The sequence below is a fragment of the Paenibacillus sp. NPDC056933 genome (genome assembly GCF_042674385.1).
In the GTDB taxonomy this organism is placed as follows: domain Bacteria; phylum Bacillota; class Bacilli; order Paenibacillales; family Paenibacillaceae; genus Paenibacillus.
On sequence record NZ_JBHUQN010000003.1, the window covers coordinates 473,745 to 491,345 of the forward strand.

The window sequence follows — 17,601 nt, forward strand, 5'->3', positions numbered from 1 at the left end:
GGTTATAAATGAAAAAAAGATGCAAAAACCCTTGTCCAGGGCGATTTCTATCTAATAAATTGAAAAAAAGTAAATAAACTATTTACAAATTTATCAGGTAGAGTCATAATGAGGTTGTAAATTAACGAAACTGATTTCGTAAATCGATCTTAAATGGTTGGGGGAAAGCGATATGAAGAAAAAGATTTTATCCATTTCACTTGTAACCGCTTTACTGTTCGTACTTGCCGCTTGTGGCAGCAGCTCTACTGAGTCGGAAGGTAGCCAGACTGCAGATGGCAGCAAAAAAGTGACTTTGAAGATCATTCATTGGCAGCAAGAGAATATTAACAACTACATCAAAGAGTTCAATAAGAAATTTGAAGAAAAATATCCGGATGTAAAGGTGGAATATACAACAGTTCCGGCAGACGCAACTTACGATCAGTTGATGCAAACACGGATGAATGCTGGTAATAACGGAGACGTGGATATCATTCCGCTCAAATCAAGCTTTGTAGGCGCTCCGCAGGAATGGTCCAAAGGTGCTGCTGATCCGATGTGGAAGCAGTGGATTGATGCAGGGCTGGTCAGTGATCTGTCTGATCAATCATTTATCAAAAACTACAATGAAGCTGACATAAAGAACGCAATGACGTACAACGACAAAGTGTACGGTGTAAACATGGGCAAGGTGGCTTTCACGGGACTGTTCTACAACAAGGATCTCTTCGCAAAATACAATCTGGACATACCTGAAACCTGGGATGAATTGCAAAATGCAATCAAAGTGTTTAAAGACAATGGCGTCGAAGCACTTGGTCTGGCGGGTAAGGATGTATGGCCAATAGGCCTTGCGGTACAAGGGCTTCAGGCTTCTATTCATGATGATCAGCTTGGTTATATCCAAGGTCTGTGGACTGGAGATACCAAACTGACTGATCCGGTCCAAATTGAAGTCTTGCAAAAATCTCAGGTTTTGATGAACAGCGCAATGCCTGGCTTCATGGGTGTTGACTATGGAACATTGCCAAGTTTGTTTGCCACAGGCAAGGTTGCCATGATTGCTGACGGCACTTGGGATGCAACGACGATTCAAACGGCAAACCCTGATCTGAAGTTCGGGTATTTCCCAATTCCGGGTAGCAACGATGCTGCCAAAAACAAAAATCTGGCTGGTAAATACGATATGACCTGGATGGTGGTGGATAAATCACCGAACAAGGATTACGCAATGAAATGGCTCGAAATGTTAGCAGAGAAAGAGAACTACACGGACTTTGTGAATGCAGCCGGTTTCCTGCCGACACAGCCTGATGTGGAAATGACGAGTGAGTTTATCAAAGGGATTCAGCCCTATTTGGAAGACTTCAAGCTTTCCTGGGATCAGTTGTTCATTAACCGTCAGAATGTAGGACAGTACATTGCTGAGGCCAGCGTTCACGCGGAGATGCTCAAGCCTGCCGGACCGATTGCAACACCGGAAGAGCTTGCCGGCAAGTCACAAGCGGACTGGGACGCTGCTGCTCCAAAGTAAATTAACGTTCATGGCACAAGATGTGCCGCATGCGCCGGAATAGCGCTCGGGTCAGAGCCTTCAGGCCCGACCAGGCTGTTATTCCGGTTTTCCTTTGTCTTAGTTTTACCCCATGAAAGGTGTGAGGACGATGTATCCGTTTGGAAAAGGTAAGGCACGGCTGATTCCTTATCTGTATTTGAGCATTCCATTGCTGCTTTATGTCGTGTTTGGCTTCGGTCCATCACTTGTGACGGTACTGTTTTCGTTTACGGATGCTACTGGCGTTCGGGGCCAGGAATGGAGCTTTATCGGCTTTGAAAATTATAAAACATTTTTTGGTGCATCCAATGCGGGAGACCGAATGGATGCTATTGGGCGATCCCTATATTTTGCGTTTGCTGTCGTGATCATACAAAATGCAGTGGGCTTGTTCATGGCGATCTTGATCAATAAGAAGCTTAAAGGCGATAAATTGTATCGTGCGGTATTCTTTTTACCGGTGGTGCTGGGTGTAACGGTATCCGGACTCATTTGGCAACTTGTTGCGAATCCGCTGGGTGGACCCGCCCAGTCGCTTCTGAATTTCTTTGGCACCAGTTCCAACTTTTTTGGTGATTATAATATTGCCTTTGAATTGATTATTTTTGTTCAGATCTGGATGTATATGGGCTACTCCATGACGATTTTTCTGGCCGGTCTGCAATCCATTCCAAGCGATCTGTATGAGGCGGGTTACATGGATGGTGCTTCAGGGTGGAAAGCATTCACAAACATTACATTCCCGATGATCGCTCCTTCATTCACGGTCAACATGTTGTTATCCATCATCGGAGCTTTGCAAACCTTTGATATTATTTATGTACTCACGGGTGGTAAGTTCAATACAACGACGCTTGCATTTGATGTATATGCTACGGCGTTTGGCACCGGAACGGCAGATTACGGATTGGCTTCGGCCGTCGCGATGATTCAGTTCCTCTTTGTATTTACGATATCGATGGTCGCACTATTTTATCTTCGCAGAAGAGAGGTGGAAGCGTAATGAAGCAGAGCCAAACGTCGAGAGTTGTCAGCTACGTCATCGTCCTGCTTATGCTTGCGTTGTACGTTTTCCCTCTGTTCTATCTGTTCAATGTATCCATGAAGACACAGACAGAGTATTTGCTTGATCCTGTAGCCCTTACCGAAGGAATCCGGCTTGAGAACTTTTCCGAAGCTTGGAATAAAGGAAACTTCTCTCAGTATATGTGGAACAGTGTGCTCTATACAGGGATGTCCACCCTGCTGACGTTGATTTTGTCTGTATTTGCTGCATTCCCGCTCGCACGCAGATACGTGAAGTTCAGCACATTCATTTATATTTTCTTTCTGATCTCCATGTATCTTCCCAACCCGCTCATTCCGCAGTTTTCCCTGATCAATAATCTGGGTCTCTACAACACCCAAATTGGGTACATCTTACTGAAGACGACGGGTACGGGCATTGCGTTTCTCATGTTTGTGGGTTATATCAAATCAATATCGCGTGAACTGGATGAGGCGGCCGCCATGGACGGGTGCGGATATACAAGGTATCTGTTCACCATCCTTGTTCCATTAATGAAGCCTATACTGGCAACAGGCATTATTCTTACGGCGATTGGCGTATGGAATGATATTATTGGACCTACCATTTATTTGTCTGATCCGAATTATCAGCCTGTAACCAAAGGACTCTTCACATTCTATGGACAATACATGAACAACTGGCCGCTGCTCGCCTGTGGCATTCTGATCGTTACATTGCCGTTGGCTATCCTGTACGTTTCTTTGCAACGCTTCATTGTTGGAGGCGCTATGGCCGGGGCTGTTAAATCTTAATTTTGGTGCACGAGCTATTGATTAATGAGCATGGATTCATCGCAAACAAGGAAGCAACCCTCATGGTAGTGAAGGTTGCTTCCTTGTTTGTTTATACTATTTACAGCTCCACCAGCATCAGAATGATGGAGGACAGACAGAGGCAGGTACTGACGAGGTATAGCACACCAACCACCTGATTTTGCTTCAGACCAGCACGCAATAGTCGATAATGAGCCTGACTTGCATCGGCTTGGTAGATCGCTTTGCCTTGGATAAAACGTTTGATGACCACAAAAATGTTGTCGAAGATTGGCACACCGAGCGCCAGAATCGGGATGAAGATAGATAGCATGGTCGCTTGTTTGAAAGCACCATCCAGGGCGATGACCGCCAGGATGAAGCCGAGAAACGTAGCCCCTGCGTCGCCCATGAACACTTTGGCTGGAGCTTTGTTATATTTCAGATAACCAAGGGTTACACCGACCAGCGTAATGGCCATGAGGGCAGAATCGGTTTGGCCTTTGGTCATTGCCACGATAAACAGTGTAATGGCTGAGATGGCAGACAAACCGCCTGCCAGTCCGTCCATGCCGTCCGTGAAGTTAATGACTGTTGTCACACCGAAGATCCACAGGATCGTCAGAATAAATTGCAGCCAGATCGGAAGCATAATGTATTCCGCGTTGAAGGGATTCACGAACCCGGTGAACGCAATACCGGAAGCAAATACGAGCACTGCGGCAGAGATCTGTACGAGCATCTTGGGCAAGGCAGGAAAATCTTTGCCTTTGGTTTTGTACCAGTCATCGACTGTACCAATTGTTAATAGAAGCATTCCACCAGCGACCAAAGCCGCCGTTTCCCATGAAATTTCTTTCGTAAGAACAATGTATGTCAGGAAGAATCCAGTAAATATCGCGTAACTCGCCGTCAGTGGAATGGGCTGTCTGTGCAGCTTGCGCTCCACATCTTCTCGGGGCTTGTCCACAAAATCGAGCCGATGTGCCAGTCGACCAAGCGGCGGAATAAGCAGAACCACGACAGCAAAAGACAGCATAAAAGCCAGTATGTATACCATAAATTCGCTTGATTCACTCCTATCTACCCATTTCCCCCTATTATACGAGCTAAACAGGAAATCTGTCGATGTCATTATTGTAACCAAAGCCGGATTCAAACTTGTACGTGAGCCAAATTTAGCTTAGAGTTTCTGGGGCAAATAGGAGCCGAAGATGGAAATCGCCGCATCTGCGCTATAACCGTCATCGCCTTGCCAGGTTGCGGCAAAGTGGAAGTCGCTGTACCCGCCTCTGCCTTTTCGTGGCGTATCCTGCGGAACAAGCAGACCGGATGCACCCCAGATTTCGAGAATTGCGTCGCGTTCCTGCTTACTGGATGGAAATAAGCCCTTCCACCGTTTCTCCAGCCCGCGTGCGCTATCATGGGGTTCACAGGTTTGTGCGGCTTCAAGCATGCTTACAAGTATAGCGATGTCTGCGTCAGTCACTTCGTAGATGGATTCCTTGCTAGCCAGCAGCAGTTCCAGATCCATGAGGCAGTATAACAGGTTATTGTGCCGGACCCCGCCCCATTTCACCCGTTCAAAGTTCAAAACGTTCAGATCGACGTCCGTGTACGTCTTGTCCGATTGCAGGCGAAGGAAGTTGCAATCCCCGCAAGAACTGGTGTTGGCATGCAGGGCGCGGCGTTCCTCGTAGGTATGCAAAGGCAGTTGCGATGTCAAAGCCCAGCTGGAAAGCGCGCTGCGCAGATATACTTTTTTGGTAGATAAACTGTGTAAAAATGCCGATACCACCCGTCGCTTAATGGAGTTGTCCTGATGAATCTCATGTAAACGGGTGACGATCTCATCATGGGTAATGGTCAGTGGATCGAACATCAGACCTCTGCTTTTGGCATATTCAAAGTCTTCTCCTGAGAAGGGAAGAGATACCGTTTTCCAGCCGCCGCTTCCCCAGAAGGTGCCGAGCAAAATTTTTGCCGCTTTTTTATCCAAAAAATCATCCCCCTATACAATTCATAAGATGATGTATCGCATGATTCAAGCTTCGTTTTCCTTAATGTACATATTCCTCGTTTGTATTCAGAATCAGTTCAACAAGGCCGGGAAAACGGGTGTTTAAATCGTCATTCCGCAGAGAATAAAAGTGTTGTTTGCCTTCAATGCGAGGCCGGATAAGGCCTGCTTCACGCAAAATTTTGATGTGATGGGACAACGTTGATTTGGAAATATGGTCTACTTCGAAGGCAGAACAGTTTTTCTCGCCAGAGCTGGCCAGACAGTGTGCAATTTTCATCCGTATCGGATCACCGAGTGCGTTGCAGACCGTGGTCAGATTCAATTCCGAAGCCATAGGGATCGTTGGAGTTTTCATATCTATGACGGTAGCATATTCGACAATCCCTTTCAATGTTTGATTTTTTTCGAACTGATGGTTGTTCCGGGGATGGAAAGTGTGGTACATTTCATCTCAGTTATTTAGTTTGAATTTTTTCGAACTATAAAATGAAAAACCGGATTGTATACGTTTAGGAGGAATATGAATGAGCACAACCAGCACTACAACAATGTTAAACAACTATTTCCGTTTATTTGACGCTTCCCGTACAGACGAACGCGCGATGCAAGATTTGTTGTCCCTGTTTACACCGGATGCCGAGATTGTGCTGAATGGCAACAGCAGAACAGGATTCGATAGTTTTATGAAGGCTTTCTATGAATACAATAGCGATGTGAAACACATGTGGGACGAGTGGAGGCTTCAGCCGGACGGCAGTTACCAAACGAACTGGGCAGTATGCGGACAAGCTGCGGACGGAAAGGTGTATGCCAAAACAGGCATCGATATCGCTCGTGTGAATGAGGCGGGGCAGATTGTATATTTGGAAAATGTGCAGGCGGATCAGGATGCATTCAGCAAATATAAGCAGTAATTTTCAGGTGTCTGTAGACAACCTATAACTCCACAGCAGCTTTATGCTGTGGAGTTTTGTTATGCCCGTATGTGAAGGGTGCGGAGGCGTAACGTGGATCATTCTTATTCTATTTTGTGAAAAAAAGCCTGCATGAAAAAGACCGTCCCCCATTGCACTCGGGGACGGCCCTGCCTCAGACTGGTCATCAGGATGTCATATGTTATTACGAACCGGGCGCAGCCCCCAGCGGCCATCCATAGCATGTATAGGATGAAAGGCTACTTCCAACGAACCTCACACACGCTATTGGAGGATATTCGGCAGAATCAAGTTTTTAACGAATCTCAGGCAAGCTATTGCCCTGTATTTTAAATTTATAGGCAGATATATGCTGCAATCAGCCGATATAAGGTGGCTGAAGTTCGTTAGAATACTAAACCAAGCTTTAAACCTCTAATAAGGTGCGTACGGTTCGTTAGCGTACGGCGTTTGGCAGAAGGAAGACGCGGCCTGTGATGAACTCGCCCACTTGCCTACTCACTCACCCACCCAATCCACTCACTTCTGCATCGTTTTATTCTGAAAAGCGGCAATATCGGCATATTCCTCTTCAAACTTGCGGGAGATGCGGATGAAGATTGGCAGCAATTCGCGATAGATGCGAACGCTATCCGGGTCTGGCTGATGCCGATGGGTCGATCCAATCATGCCGGAGACGGCACTGAGGGAATCGATACGGCCAAGGGCATACAGCCCCAGTACGGCTGCCCCGAGGCAGGAGCTCTCGATACTTTCGGGAATGATGACATCCTGGTCGAAAATATCAGCCATCATTTGGCGCCATAGCTCAGAGCGGGCGAATCCGCCTGTGGCCTGAATCTTTTTGGGACGCCCAATCTTCTCTTCAATCGCCAGCATGACGGTGTACAGGTTAAACAAGACACCCTCGAGAGCAGCGCGAATCATATGCTCCTTCTTATGATGCAGCGTCAGGCCGAAGAATGAACCGCGTGCATTCGGGTTCCAGAGTGGAGCCCGCTCACCTGTCATGTACGGATGGAACAGCAGGCCTTCCGAGCCTGGCGGTACATTTTCGGCGACACGGGTCAATACTTCATACGGATCAATCCCCAGCCGTTTCGCTGTTTCTACCTCGGACGCTGCAAATTCATCCCGTATCCAGCGGAAAATGACTCCGCCATTATTGACTGGGCCACCAATCACCCACGCATCCTCCGTGAGCGCATAACAGAAGAAACGTCCTTTTGGATCGGTGACCGGCTTGTCCACGACGGTGCGAATCGCTCCGCTGGTCCCGATGGTAACCGCCACGACTCCAGGATCAATGGCGTTTACGCCCAGATTGGAGAGCACGCCGTCACTTGCCCCGATGACAAATGGCGTCGTATCCGCAATGCCCATCTCCTTGGCATACTCCGGATTCAATCCTTTCTTGAGAAGATGCGTCGTTGGCACAAGACGGGACAGATGATCCGGAGTGATGCCTGCGACATGGAGAGCTTCCTCGTCCCAGTCGAGTTTTTCGAGATTCATCATTCCCGTGGCAGAGGCCATGGAGTGGTCAATCACATACTCGGAAAACAATTTATAAAATACGTATTCTTTCATTGAAATAAATTTATGCGTCTGTTTGAACAGTTCCGGTTGATCTCGCGTTAGCCACATGATTTTGGTCAGGGGTGACATCGGATGAATCGGCGTACCTGTTCTCAAATAAATTTCGTGACCGTTCATTTCGGTCTTGAGTGCTTCCGTCCACTCGGCACTACGATTGTCTGCCCATGTCATCGCCCGCATCAGCGGTTTGCCGTGTTCGTCAACAGGCAGAATGCTGTGCATGGCTGAACTGAACGAGACAAACAGAATTTCATCCGGTTTGATACCCGCCTTGGAGGTCGCTAGTTTAACCGATTCCACGACGGCTTTAAAAATATTTTCCGCATCCTGCTCTGCAATTGCAGGGGTAGGGGTATACAGCGGGTAATCGGCACCGCCCTGAGCCACGATGGTTCCGTTCTCTTCAAACAGGACGGCTTTGGTGGAGGTGGTGCCGATGTCTACGCCGATCATATAGGGTGAAGAAGCCATTTTGTCATCCCTCTTTCTTGAATATATAAGTTAAATGAATGCTGTTACACGTTTACACTCCAGGTACAAAAAGCCCTCCGTCCACGTGGCGCTATTCATCCAGCTTATATGGCATCTGGTATTTATCTATAGATAAGAATATCAGACTTGAGGGATGGATCAAAATGCGGCTATCCTTAATCCTTCACAGCTCCTGCGGCAATATCGGAGATAAACTGGCGGCTGATGAACAGGAACATGACGATCAACGGAATAACAGCCAGCAGTGTACCCGCGATAACCATCGCATAATCTGTATTGTACAGCCCGTTTAACTGGGACAATGCAATCTGCAGCGTATACTTTCGTGCATCTGTCAGGACGATCAGGGGCCAGAGGTAATCATTCCATACGCCAATAAACGTGAACGCGCCGAGGAAGGCAAACGCAGGCCGCAGAATTGGCAACGCCACGTTCCAGTACAGCCTGAAGAAATTACACCCGTCGATGCGTCCGGCATCAAGTAAATCATTTGGAATGGACTCCGTGGCATACTGGCGAATCCAGAAGATGCCGAAGGCATTCACCATGCCCGGAATAATGAGGGCTTTGAAGGAACCGACCCAACCGAACGTCGCCATAAGCACGAAGGAAGGGACCAGCGACAGCTGGGAAGGCACCATCATGGTGGCAAGCAGCAGGACGAAGAGCCACTTTTTACCCGGAAATTCAAACTTCGCAAACGCAAACCCTGCCAGTGAATCAAAAAACAGCACTAGTACCGTCACCAAGCCCGACACAAATAACGTATTCATGAATGCGCCCCAGAAATCAATCTGCTGAAGCACCCGACTGATATTGTTCCACAGTTCGCCCCCGAACCAGAGCTGAGGCGGGAACTTATAAATGTCGGACGTCGTCCGGGTAGACATTACAATCAGCCAATAGAACGGGAACATGGAAATGAGCATGCCCCCGATAAGACCGGTATACAACACCAGCGATTTGAGAGATTTGGACGTCATGAGCGCTCCCCCCTTGTCACATCAGGATGACTTGCCTTGAACGAGCTTCCAGTTCACAATCGAGAACAGAGCAATAATGAGGAACATGCCCCAGCCAACCGCAGCACCATAGCCGAAGTAGTTGTTAATGAACGATTCACGGTAAAGGTACAGTACAATGGTCATCCCGGCAGCACCTGCACCGCCATCGTTACCCACGAGAATTTGTGGCTCGGTGAACAGCTGCATGCCGCCGATCGTTGATGTAATAACGGTGAACAGAATGACAGGACGCAGCATCGGAATCGTAATTCGGAAAAAGGACTGTATCCCGGATGCGCCGTCAATCTTGGCAGCCTCGTACAAGGTCTGCGGGATGCTCTGAAGTCCGGCCAGATAGATGACCGCATTGTATCCCGTCCAGCGCCAGACCACCATGGAGGAGATCGCCACTTTGATGCCCCATGGTGCGTTCAGCCACTCCACCACTGGTAGCCCGACGGACTGGAGCAGATAGTTGAGAAACCCGTAGTTGTTGGCAAACAGGGCACCGAAGATAATGGCGACGGCCACGATGGACGTCACGTTTGGCAGGAAATACCCCACGCGAAACAGCGTACGGAACTTCACAAAAGGTGCATGCAGCAGAAACGCAATTATTAGGGCAAAGAACAACATGGGGATGGTGGAATAAATCCAGATCATGAACGTGTTGCCCACCGCTTGCCAGAATTCAGCATCAGTCAGCATATATTTAAAGTTGTTTAGTCCGTTATAGGTCATCACACCAATGCCATCCCATTTGTGGAAGGCCAGATATAAGGAAAAACCGATCGGAAACAGTCCAAACACGGCAAACAGAATGTAAAACGGGGAGATCGCCACATAGAGTGCACGATGTTCCCACATCCGGGACAAGAGTGATTTCTGCCGATCCAAATCCGGGCTTACCTTCCCCGGATCTGGAGTGAGGCGAGGTTCGGTTACAGCCATATGAATTCCTCCTTTGCGGATTTCCATCTCATTAGAGTGTCTGAATTAACGCTGTAACTCCCGCTCAACACGGTGAACCGTATCAGGCCAGACCTGCTCCGGGTTGGCATTTTGCTTCGCAATATCATTCAGCCGTCGAGTAATGATGTTGTTCACCGAAGGGTATCGTTCGCCAAAGAAAGCCTCTGGCACATGCTTTGCCGATTCGGCAAATACAGGCCCTGTTGCCTGTCCGCCGAAGAAGGGTTCTTCTTCTTTCATCGCCGGTGTATCGAACACACTCGGTGCCGAAGGAAACAGGTTCAACGTCTTATATTGTTCAAGCTGGTTATCCGGGCTTTGCAGCCACTGGATGACTTCGAACGCTTCTTTAGGGTGTTTGCTTGACTTCAAAATGGACAGGAACGATCCACCGTTATTGCCATCTCCACCAGGAGCGCGAGTGACCCGCCATTTGCCAGATGTATCCGGTGCGGCTTCCTGCAAGACCTGCTTCATCCAAACCGCTCCCACAAAGGAAGCAATCTCACCATTATTCATCGCTGCGTTCCAGCCGGGGGTCCAGCCGTCTGCATTGGCGAGCAGCCCTTTTTGCTTGAAGGATACGGCGGTATCCCAGCTCTGCTTGACGAGTGGTGAATCCATGCCGATAAACGAGCCGTCAGGACGGAAATACCGTTCGGTTCCTTGCGACAACACCTGATTGTAAACGGTTCCAATGTTGTCGGTCAGAAACACCTTGCCTCCGAACTTCTCCTTGATCTGTTCTCCGGCAGCAGAATAGGCATCCCAGTTGTTGATCTGACGAGCCACTTCTTCAGGCTCGGAAGGCAATCCGGCCTCCTTAAACAGATCTGCACGGTAAAAGAGGGCTGTTGGTCCCGTATCCATGGGGAACCCGATCATCTGCCCGTCCGGTGTAACGCCTTGCTTCCATTTCCAATCCAGATATTGGTCTTCGACGTCACCTGCGCCAAGATCATACAGATTATAGAAACGGTCCTCGCTGGGAAAGAGCTCCATGATCCAATCGTTCAATGCGACAATGTCCGGCTCACCTGAGCGCGCAGCGAGTGTCGTTTTGAGTTTTGCCTTGAAATCACCACCAATTTTCTGGGCAGTCAGTTCAATATTGGGGAACTTTTCCTTGGCTTTGGCAATCAGCTTATCATCGATGGAACGATTCCAGTACCATAATGTAAGCGCTACCTTTTTGTTGCTCGATGAATCGTTCTGTCCCGGCCAGATGGAGCATCCGCTCACCAGCATGACACAGACTAGCAGAATGGCTGTCCAGCATGTTCTTTTTCGGCGGATCATGTGATAACCCCCTCATCGTTAAGTTCGAGGCATGAAGTGCGATGGACTACAACATAAGTGTATGAGCAGTTTATAAACTCATACCCAATATTCCTGAAATGAAACACAAATTTGTGTCGGTTACGTATCATGAATTTATTATATGAAGGAGAGAAGACCCTTTCCTCAAAGGCTTCAGCTTTAGGCGGGGATAAATTGCTATCTTTTTGTATTCGGAACCGAACGTATGTGCTATAATTACTGCAATGTGCCCATCCTGTCAGACCCTCCATGATCGGGATGTAAATGCAGCCCGAAACATTAAGGATGTTGCCATATAGATCGTAATAACTTCGAGAACTGTGGGAACCACAGGAATAGCTTGGTCCACTTCGAACCAAGAGGTTCGATTACCCAAGAATCCCCCACTTCAAGTGAAGGCTAAGTGGCGGGAGTGTTCAATAGTTACTTTAAAAACAAAAGTTACTTGACACAACAAAATTTTTATTTTAAACTTGCTTACATAAAGTAACTAATGACGATGACAATGATATAGAAAAAAATTTGCATAATTTGATTTCCAACGCTAACGGGTACAAGATATAGAAGAATAGGATCGCTTTGATCTAATCTTGCTGATTGGAAGTCGTTTTAAGGATTTATGCAAAATGCTCCGATATGTATAATATGCCGTTCAGTGATCCGTTTTTCGTCGGGGTACGAATCAATCAACATATAAGATGGCTTAACAGGAGGAACTACTAATGATTAATTCACATATTATTCAACTGCTTGCCCCCAAAATTCAGACTTTTCCGAGTGGAAAAGAATTCATATACCTCGTTGGGCCGATTAAACTTCCGGTGAACCTGGATGGAGAGACACATACCTTCCAATGGTATAGCTGGATGAAATCGGAGAAAGTGATGGAAAGCGGCGAGCTGATTGAATCCCTGGCAACTGCCGAACTGGCAGAACGCCAGCAATCCAGCGTATTGGTTTACGGCGACTTTGCCGAAGCCCAGGAAGCGCTGATTCGGATGCACAGCATCTGTCATACAGGCGACATCTTTGGCAGCAAACGTTGTGACTGCGGCTTCCAACTGGAGCAATCGATGAAGATGATTGCTGCCCATGGAGCAGGCGCACTGTTCTACCTGGCGAACCATGAGGGCCGCGGCATCGGCCTGTTCAGCAAAGCGATGGCGTACCTGCTGCAAGAGGAAGGTCTGGATACCGTAGATGCCAATCTGCAACTTGGATTCACAGACGATGCGCGTAATTACGATGATGCGATTGCCGTATTGCGCGCATTGCGTTCAGCACCCGTTACATTGATCACCAACAATCCACGCAAGCTCGCTGCTTTGCAGGAAGCGGGACTGAATGTCGGTGGACGTGTTCCGCTGTGGGGCGATCGTTCGGCCTTCAATGAAAAATATTTGCAGACCAAAGTGAGCCGTTCCGGTCACTTGGCAGAAAATGATGGCTGGGCTGGAGGAGAACCCTTGCTTCCGCAAGCCCAAGCTTAAAAGGTTGATCCTGAGAGATCACTCAGCATGATTTTGCCAAAAGTCTGTCTGTCATGCTGTTCAACAGACGGGTTAAGCTGTTCGCGTATGCTCCTTCCGGAGGGTATGCGAACAGCTTTTTTTGATTTCGGAGAACGGGGCGGAACGGAACGGTCTACGCCAAGAATTAATCTTGCTATCCTGACTTCGCTTGCCGTTCACACCATACGGACTATACAATATAGGCATCTGATTTATGCGGGAGGAACGAAGGTGCCATTTGAGGGACAGTATGTGTTACCGGCTGCCAAGAGCATGAAGCAGTTCGAAGCAATGATTGAAGGCCCTTACACCTATGGGGTTTTGCTGGATACGCACATTGCCCAGCTTCACAGTGTGCTGGAGGAAGCGCGGCGGCGTGACAAGAAAATATTACTGCATGCCGATCTGGTGCAGGGGCTGAAGAACGATGAATATGCCGCAGAGTATTTATGTCAGCATATTCGCCCGGCAGGACTGATCTCGACGCGAGCCAGCGTAATTCAGAAGGCGAAACAGAAAGGGATCACAGCCATTCAGCGCGTTTTTCTGCTGGATACGAATGCACTGGAGAAAAGTTATCTTTTGCTGTCCAAGACCCAGCCGGATTATATTGAAGTACTGCCTGGTGTTATCCCGCATATTATTGCAGAAGTATCCATACGGACAGGTATACCCATTATTGCAGGTGGGCTGATCCGCTCACCGGAAGAGGTTGAACTGGCGCTGAAGGCTGGAGCTACCGCAGTAACCACTTCCAACGTGGACCTGATTCGACACTACAAGAAATCGCATACAGAAATATAAGCAGTAATCCCACAACAGGAGGTTGTCTGTATGGAAAAATATATGTTGGCTCTTGATCAGGGGACGACGAGTTCCCGGGCTATTCTGTTTAACCGGAGCGGGGAGATTGTGCATATTGCACAGCAGGAATTTCCGCAGTACTTTCCCAAGCCGGGCTGGGTGGAGCAGAACGCCAATGAAATCTGGAGCTCTATTCTGGCGGTAATGGCTTCGTGCCTTGCGGAAAGTGGAATCAAGCCGGTCCAGATTGCCGGCATCGGCATTACGAATCAGCGGGAAACGGTTGTGGTATGGGACAAGGAAACGGGCCGGCCCATCTACAATGCAGTTGTCTGGCAGTCCAGACAAACGGCTGGAATTTGTGATGAGTTGAAGACGAAGGGACTGGGTGACCTTTTTCATCGCAAAACAGGCCTGCTCATTGACCCCTACTTCTCGGGAACCAAGGTAAAGTGGATTCTGGATCATGTGCCTGATGCCCGGGAGCGTGCAGAAAAAGGTGAACTTCTGTTTGGCACAATCGATAGTTGGCTGATCTGGAAGCTGAGCGGTGGGACTCATGTCACCGATGTATCTAATGCTTCTCGCACCTTAATGTACAACATCTATGATCTGCAATGGGATGATGAATTGTTGCAGATTCTGGACATTCCCAAAGCGATGCTGCCAGAGGTGCGCGGTTCTTCCGAGGTGTATGCACATACAGTTGACTATCACTTCTTCGGTCATCGGATTCCGATTGCCGGAGCAGCAGGAGATCAGCAGTCGGCATTATTCGGTCAGGGCTGTTATACGAAGGGCAGCATGAAAAATACGTATGGCACCGGATGTTTTATGCTCATGAATACCGGAGAAAAGCCGGTGCAGTCCGAGCAAGGGCTGATTACAACCATTGCCTGGGGCATGAATGGCAAGATCGAGTATGCGCTGGAAGGCAGCATTTTTGTCGCAGGTTCGGCGGTACAGTGGCTGCGTGACGGTTTAAGAATGCTTCGATCCTCAAAGGACAGCGAGGATTACGCGGCACGTGTACCCTCTACAGAGGGCGTATATATGGTGCCTGCATTCGTTGGCCTGGGAAGCCCTTACTGGGACAGTGAGGTTAAGGGAGCGGTCTTTGGTTTAACGCGAGGAACGACCAAAGAGCACTTTATTCGTGCAACCCTGGAGGCGCTGGCGTATCAGACCCGGGATGTGCTGGAGGCCATGGAATCTGATTCAGGTATTCCGGTGAATGCCTTGCGTGTGGATGGGGGAGCGGCGGCCAATGATTTTCTGATGCAGTTCCAGAGTGACATTCTGAATATCCCTGTGGAGCGTCCCAATGTGAACGAAACGACTGCATTGGGTGCGGCTTATCTGGCAGGACTTGCAGTAGGCTATTGGAATAGTGCAGATGAATTGGCGAATCACGAGAATACGGAACGTGTCTTCCATCCGGTTATGACTGAGGAAGAGCGTACAGAACTGTATTCAGGGTGGCAACGTGCGGTAAAGGCAGCAATGGTCTTCAAATGAATGAATAATACTTGAAATGGGCATTTGTACTTTTTCGTTAAACATATACAATAAATGATATTTATTGGTGGAAAATGATGCATAACTTACAGGGTTTATTTTCCTAGAGGAGTGAAAACATATATCCACTTTAAGGAAAAATAAATGATTAGTGGATCAGTTTGAAATTCCATCCGCAGGCAGAACAACTTTTTGAAATTTTTTTGAATAATGTGTCATTTCAGGCCTTCACGCCGCCGGAAATGTGTGATAGGATTAAGTCACAAGTTAAAAAATGATGTCTGGAGATCGGGAGAGACCACGTGCCGCTCAGCAATTGCTGAAGCGAATGACGTGGTCTTTTTTTTGTGCTCTTAGGGGCAATACAAAGGTAATGAATGGGAGGAATCGGGATGACAGCATCGTTCTCGGCGGCAAACCGTACGGAATATCTGGATCGGATGGCGAATGCACACTTTGACATATTGATTATTGGTGGGGGAATCACGGGTGCCGGGATTGCGCTGGATGCAACATCCCGCGGATTGAAGACAGCACTGGTCGAAATGCAGGATTTTGCAGCGGGAACATCCAGTCGTTCTACCAAATTGGTGCATGGGGGCTTACGGTATCTGAAGCAGTTTGAAGTGAAAATGGTAGCTGAGGTGGGACGGGAGCGAGCGGTGGTGTACGAGAATGGGCCGCATGTAACGACACCCGAACCGATGCTGCTCCCCATCTATACGGCAGGTACCTTTGGCCGATTCAGCACGTCCATTGGCCTGATGGTGTATGACCGGCTTGCAGGTGTGAAGCGCAGTGAGCGGCGCCATATGTTAAATGCCGGAGCCGTCTTAGACAGTGAGCCCTTGCTGCGCAAGAACGGGTTGCTGGGTGGTGGACGCTATGTGGAATACCGAACGGACGATGCCAGGCTTACGATTGAGGTGTTGAAGGAAGCGGTACAGCGCGGTGCACAGGCCGTGAACTATGTAAAAGCAGCAGGATTCCTGAAGGAGAAGGGGAACGGGGGTATTACAGGTATCCAGGCTGTGGATCAGATTAGCGGCCAATCTTATAAGCTGCGGGCAACCAAGGTGATTAATGCGTCCGGTCCATGGGTGGATGAGCTGCGGAAGATCGATGGTTCACGCCATGGGAAAACGTTGCAGATGACCAAGGGCGTTCATCTCGTATTTGATGGTACACGTTTCCCGTTAAGGCAGGCTGTATATTTTGATACACCGGATGGACGAATGGTCTTTGCTGTCCCACGTGATGGTAAAACTTATGTAGGAACCACGGATACCGTCTTCGAAGATGATCCTGCACACCCGTTAATCTCCGAGGCGGATCGGGATTATGTCATCGATGCTGTCAACGGGATGTTCCCGGACGTACGAATTCGTGCCGAGGATGTGGAGTCCGGTTGGGCGGGCGTTCGTCCGCTCATTCACGAGGAAGGCAAAGGGCCTTCTGAAATTTCACGTAAGGATGAAGTATGGGTAGCCCCTTCGGGATTGATCACGATTGCCGGGGGCAAATTAACCGGATACCGTAAAATGGCCGAGATGGTAGTTGATCTGGCTGCACGCCAATTGGAGCAGGAAACGGGTAAAACCGTTGGTCCCTGCATAACAAAAGAGATGCCGATCTCCGGGGGAGATGTCGGCGGTTCCGTTAATTTTGGCGCATATACTGAACGCAAGATCAAGGATGGGGTCGCACTGGGACTCGACCGATCTGCTGCAGAGCGATTGTCCCGCAGATATGGTTCCAATGTGGATGCGGTGTACGAGCGAATGCCTGATCCGCGGGCCAAAGCTGAACTGTACGGCATGCCACAGGAACTGTTATTAATGCTGCGTTATGCCATAGACGAGGAGATGGCCGTAACACCTTCAGACTTTTTTGTGAGACGAACCGGTGACTTGTTTTTTCGCATTGACGAAGTACGTCAACATAAGGTGGCAGTTATTCAGTACATGGCTGAACGCCTGACTTGGTCTGGGGAGCAGGCGAAACGGTTTGCGAACGAACTGGATCAGTTGCTTATGGAAGCATCGGGCCGAATCTAATTGCAGGA

General features: G+C 48.5%; 16 protein-coding genes. 9 read left to right on the top strand and 7 right to left on the bottom strand.

The features are described 5' to 3' along the window. The first annotated feature begins 172 nt into the window (after window positions 1-172). The 3 genes from ACFTRD_RS22365 to ACFTRD_RS22375 all read left to right on the top strand — a co-directional run bounded on the left by ACFTRD_RS22365 (window position 173) and on the right by ACFTRD_RS22375 (window position 3,358). Window positions 173-1,516, top strand: coding sequence for an ABC transporter substrate-binding protein (locus ACFTRD_RS22365; RefSeq protein WP_379383863.1), 1,344 nt, complete (start codon window positions 173-175; stop codon window positions 1,514-1,516). A 130-nt stretch (window positions 1,517-1,646) separates the two neighbouring features. Beyond that, entirely contained in the window at window positions 1,647-2,540 is an 894-nt protein-coding gene (locus ACFTRD_RS22370; RefSeq protein WP_379383865.1) for a carbohydrate ABC transporter permease, read from the top strand. Beyond that, window positions 2,540-3,358 carry a carbohydrate ABC transporter permease gene (locus tag ACFTRD_RS22375; protein WP_192271586.1) on the top strand — a complete coding sequence of 273 codons (819 nt, stop codon included), beginning with the start codon at window positions 2,540-2,542 and terminating at the stop codon, window positions 3,356-3,358. The genes ACFTRD_RS22370 and ACFTRD_RS22375 overlap by 1 nt, the downstream gene beginning before the upstream one ends. 100 nt (window positions 3,359-3,458) lie before the next feature. On the opposite strand, the gene ACFTRD_RS22380 is transcribed toward ACFTRD_RS22375, so the two are convergent. From ACFTRD_RS22380 to ACFTRD_RS22390, 3 genes are all read right to left on the bottom strand, one after another. Then, window positions 3,459-4,418, bottom strand: coding sequence for an MraY family glycosyltransferase (locus tag ACFTRD_RS22380; RefSeq protein WP_379384441.1), 960 nt, complete (start codon window positions 4,416-4,418; stop codon window positions 3,459-3,461). Window positions 4,419-4,541: 123 nt separating this feature from the next. Then, window positions 4,542-5,357, bottom strand: coding sequence for a hypothetical protein (locus ACFTRD_RS22385; RefSeq protein WP_379383868.1), 816 nt, complete (start codon window positions 5,355-5,357; stop codon window positions 4,542-4,544). A gap of 61 nt (window positions 5,358-5,418) precedes the next feature. Then, window positions 5,419-5,772: an ArsR/SmtB family transcription factor gene (locus ACFTRD_RS22390; protein WP_379383870.1), complete on the bottom strand. Its 354-nt coding sequence runs from the start codon at window positions 5,770-5,772 to the stop codon at window positions 5,419-5,421. 133 nt (window positions 5,773-5,905) lie between these two features. Here ACFTRD_RS22390 and ACFTRD_RS22395 point away from each other — a divergent pair, with 133 nt between their 5' ends. After that, window positions 5,906-6,295: a nuclear transport factor 2 family protein gene (locus ACFTRD_RS22395; RefSeq protein WP_379383872.1), complete on the top strand. Its 390-nt coding sequence runs from the start codon at window positions 5,906-5,908 to the stop codon at window positions 6,293-6,295. Between the two features lie 540 nt (window positions 6,296-6,835). Here ACFTRD_RS22395 and gntK read toward each other — a convergent pair. From gntK to ACFTRD_RS22415, 4 genes are all read right to left on the bottom strand, one after another. Further along, window positions 6,836-8,386 (bottom strand): gluconokinase, encoded by a 1,551-nt coding sequence (gene gntK, locus ACFTRD_RS22400; RefSeq protein WP_379383874.1) that lies wholly within the window; start codon window positions 8,384-8,386, stop codon window positions 6,836-6,838. A gap of 176 nt (window positions 8,387-8,562) precedes the next feature. Next, window positions 8,563-9,390 (bottom strand): carbohydrate ABC transporter permease, encoded by an 828-nt coding sequence (locus ACFTRD_RS22405; protein WP_062321352.1) that lies wholly within the window; start codon window positions 9,388-9,390, stop codon window positions 8,563-8,565. Between the two features lie 21 nt (window positions 9,391-9,411). Beyond that, the gene (locus ACFTRD_RS22410; protein WP_076287712.1) at window positions 9,412-10,278 is read right to left on the bottom strand and encodes a carbohydrate ABC transporter permease; all 867 of its coding nucleotides are present in this window, start codon (window positions 10,276-10,278) and stop codon (window positions 9,412-9,414) included. Window positions 10,279-10,407: 129 nt separating this feature from the next. Beyond that, window positions 10,408-11,682: an ABC transporter substrate-binding protein gene (locus ACFTRD_RS22415; protein ID WP_379383876.1), complete on the bottom strand. Its 1,275-nt coding sequence runs from the start codon at window positions 11,680-11,682 to the stop codon at window positions 10,408-10,410. Window positions 11,683-11,927: 245 nt separating this feature from the next. Here ACFTRD_RS22415 and ACFTRD_RS32580 point away from each other — a divergent pair, with 245 nt between their 5' ends. From ACFTRD_RS32580 to ACFTRD_RS22435, 5 genes are all read left to right on the top strand, one after another. Beyond that, complete coding sequence (locus tag ACFTRD_RS32580; protein ID WP_483875047.1) at window positions 11,928-12,002, top strand: zinc ribbon domain-containing protein; 75 nt, start codon at window positions 11,928-11,930, stop codon at window positions 12,000-12,002. Window positions 12,003-12,425: 423 nt separating this feature from the next. Further along, on the top strand, window positions 12,426-13,193 hold the full coding sequence (locus ACFTRD_RS22420) for a GTP cyclohydrolase II (RefSeq protein WP_379383878.1): 768 nt from the start codon (window positions 12,426-12,428) through the stop codon (window positions 13,191-13,193). Window positions 13,194-13,445: 252 nt separating this feature from the next. Further along, window positions 13,446-14,018, top strand: coding sequence for a glycerol-3-phosphate responsive antiterminator (locus tag ACFTRD_RS22425; protein WP_379383880.1), 573 nt, complete (start codon window positions 13,446-13,448; stop codon window positions 14,016-14,018). A gap of 30 nt (window positions 14,019-14,048) precedes the next feature. Next, window positions 14,049-15,536, top strand: coding sequence for a glycerol kinase GlpK (glpK, locus tag ACFTRD_RS22430; RefSeq protein WP_379383882.1), 1,488 nt, complete (start codon window positions 14,049-14,051; stop codon window positions 15,534-15,536). A 392-nt stretch (window positions 15,537-15,928) separates the two neighbouring features. Then, window positions 15,929-17,593, top strand: a complete 1,665-nt coding sequence (locus ACFTRD_RS22435) for a glycerol-3-phosphate dehydrogenase/oxidase (protein ID WP_379383884.1) — start codon at window positions 15,929-15,931, stop codon at window positions 17,591-17,593. The last annotated feature ends 8 nt before the right edge of the window (window positions 17,594-17,601 follow it).